We start from the raw sequence: 1,830 nt of genomic DNA on the forward strand, positions 1-1,830 counted from the left end.
GACCAGGGGCTAGGACATACTGCGATTAATAGAGAGGGTGCTATTTTTTATGATTTCTCTAGCCTTAAAAACTCAACGCGTTGATTTTCTTAAACATAAAGACCAAATGCAAAAATAACCACCCCCATTTTTTTATGTCTACGTTTTGAAACTTTTTTCTCTTCTTGATTCAAATACAAAAGCTCGACTCCTCGCTAATGACCTAACGAGCCTGTAGATTAACTCGTTTTTTAATTTGTTTTTATTGATAAACAAACCATAGCTGAGTTCCTATTTTGGTTCAATTGATTACTGTATTTTTACGCAGAATATAGAAGTGTTTGATATTGTTTTAATTGGCGTTTTGGAAGGAATTAAGGGTGCTTGAGTGGCTTTTATTTAGGGTAAAAGGGCTTACCCTTCTTTATGCATCGTGTTTTGCAGCTTTTCTATATTATGAACAAGACAATACAGTTGCCATTGCGCATTCACTTTCGTTTGACCCCGTAAGGTCAATTTATTCATGCCTTTATTCACCGTAATATTCACCGTAATGTTCCGCTTTTTATTTAAAGGAAAGCCGGTTCGATACACCCGAGTCGTTTGCCATTCTTTAATAATCAGCTATCGTCGACCTATGGGGCTGTCTATTTTTACTTTCATTTTATCTACATAGTTCAGCTTCTTACGTGATCCATTATTTATAATAATGCACTCTTCATGCTGTTTTTGTTGGCTTATTTCGTAATAATTAGGATGGGTGTCATCCTAATTTTTGGCATAACAGCATTATTAGAACACTGGCCTTTAAATGGATAAGGATTGTATTTAGGTGCTGGAAAACGAATGCACCCTACGATGAATCGACGTATTTAGCGGCCTTAAAACGCAGAGGCTCACCACTTTTAAAATTTGCAGTTAATAGCTAAATTTTACTAGTCGTCCACCTCAGGGCGTGTTGTTAGATTTCGTTTTAACCTATATGTAAATCTTATCGCAATATAGACAATACTCATATTCCGTGAAGTTAAACTCAAAGTCATTTTTAAAAATTGCATAATTTTGAGGAGTTATGTCAAAACTATGATTTCCAGTATGTTCATCAGAAAAACCTAAACCTTGCTTTATTTTTTCCCGAGTCATAGTTTTAAGGAGTGTTTCTTCTTCAACTAAGCAATCTCCATCTTCGTCGGTACGACAAGTTTGGATATAAAAGTCACAACGTTTCATATCGTAAAGTGGTTCAAGTAGCTCAACAAACAATCCCGTTTCACTAATTTTTTTAATCGTGCTCTCATTTAAATTAATACAACAAATATACATGTAGTAGTCCCAACCAAACCTAAGACTAAATTGTTCATTAATCTCTAATCTGCACCACAGAAAACCTCGTAAAATCATCTTGATTACAATTTTAAGATCATCTATTTCGAGTTTCTTATCTTCAAAGAGATCAATAACCTTAAACTCTTCGCTAACTAACCACTGATTATCCTTATCCGAAAGGTTATCTTGTACAAACCTAGACTCAAGGTCTACTACTCGAAGGTGCTTAATGTGTTTGGACTGGAGGCATTCTATAACAGCATTTATATATTTTTCTTCAACTTCAAAGTATTCCGATGCTTTAAACTCAACACCGTTAAATGATTTCCCGACTTCTGATGGACACGTCCATTCATCAACTTTGTAATGACCATCGGAATTTCTATTTTTAGGATCGTATTTTGTAATTCTGAAATTCAACATTGCAAAGTTTACCGATGGTGGATTTGATGAAAGAAATATAACGAGCCTGTAGATTAACTCGTTTTTAAATTTGTTTTTATTGATAAACAAACCATAGCTGAA

Annotated in this window: 1 protein-coding gene and 2 pseudogenes; 1 reads left to right on the plus strand and 2 read right to left on the minus strand. The window is 34.4% G+C overall.

Annotated elements, in window-relative coordinates; all coding sequences use genetic code 11:
• Positions 1-393 precede the first annotated feature (393 nt).
• Positions 394-681: pseudogene (locus P20652_RS21570) on the minus strand (transposase); the annotation flags it as partial.
• Between the two features lie 77 nt (positions 682-758).
• On the opposite strand from P20652_RS21570, the pseudogene P20652_RS21275 reads away from it, so the two are divergent.
• Positions 759-908, plus strand: a pseudogene (locus P20652_RS21275) (IS110 family transposase); the annotation flags it as partial.
• A 49-nt stretch (positions 909-957) separates the two neighbouring features.
• Here the strand turns inward: P20652_RS21275 and P20652_RS00070 are convergent.
• Positions 958-1,830 (minus strand): hypothetical protein (locus tag P20652_RS00070; protein ID WP_202799048.1); only part of this gene is annotated, 873 nt, incomplete at its 5' end.

This window comes from Pseudoalteromonas sp. BSi20652, from assembly GCF_000239855.1.
Taxonomy (GTDB): domain Bacteria; phylum Pseudomonadota; class Gammaproteobacteria; order Enterobacterales; family Alteromonadaceae; genus Pseudoalteromonas.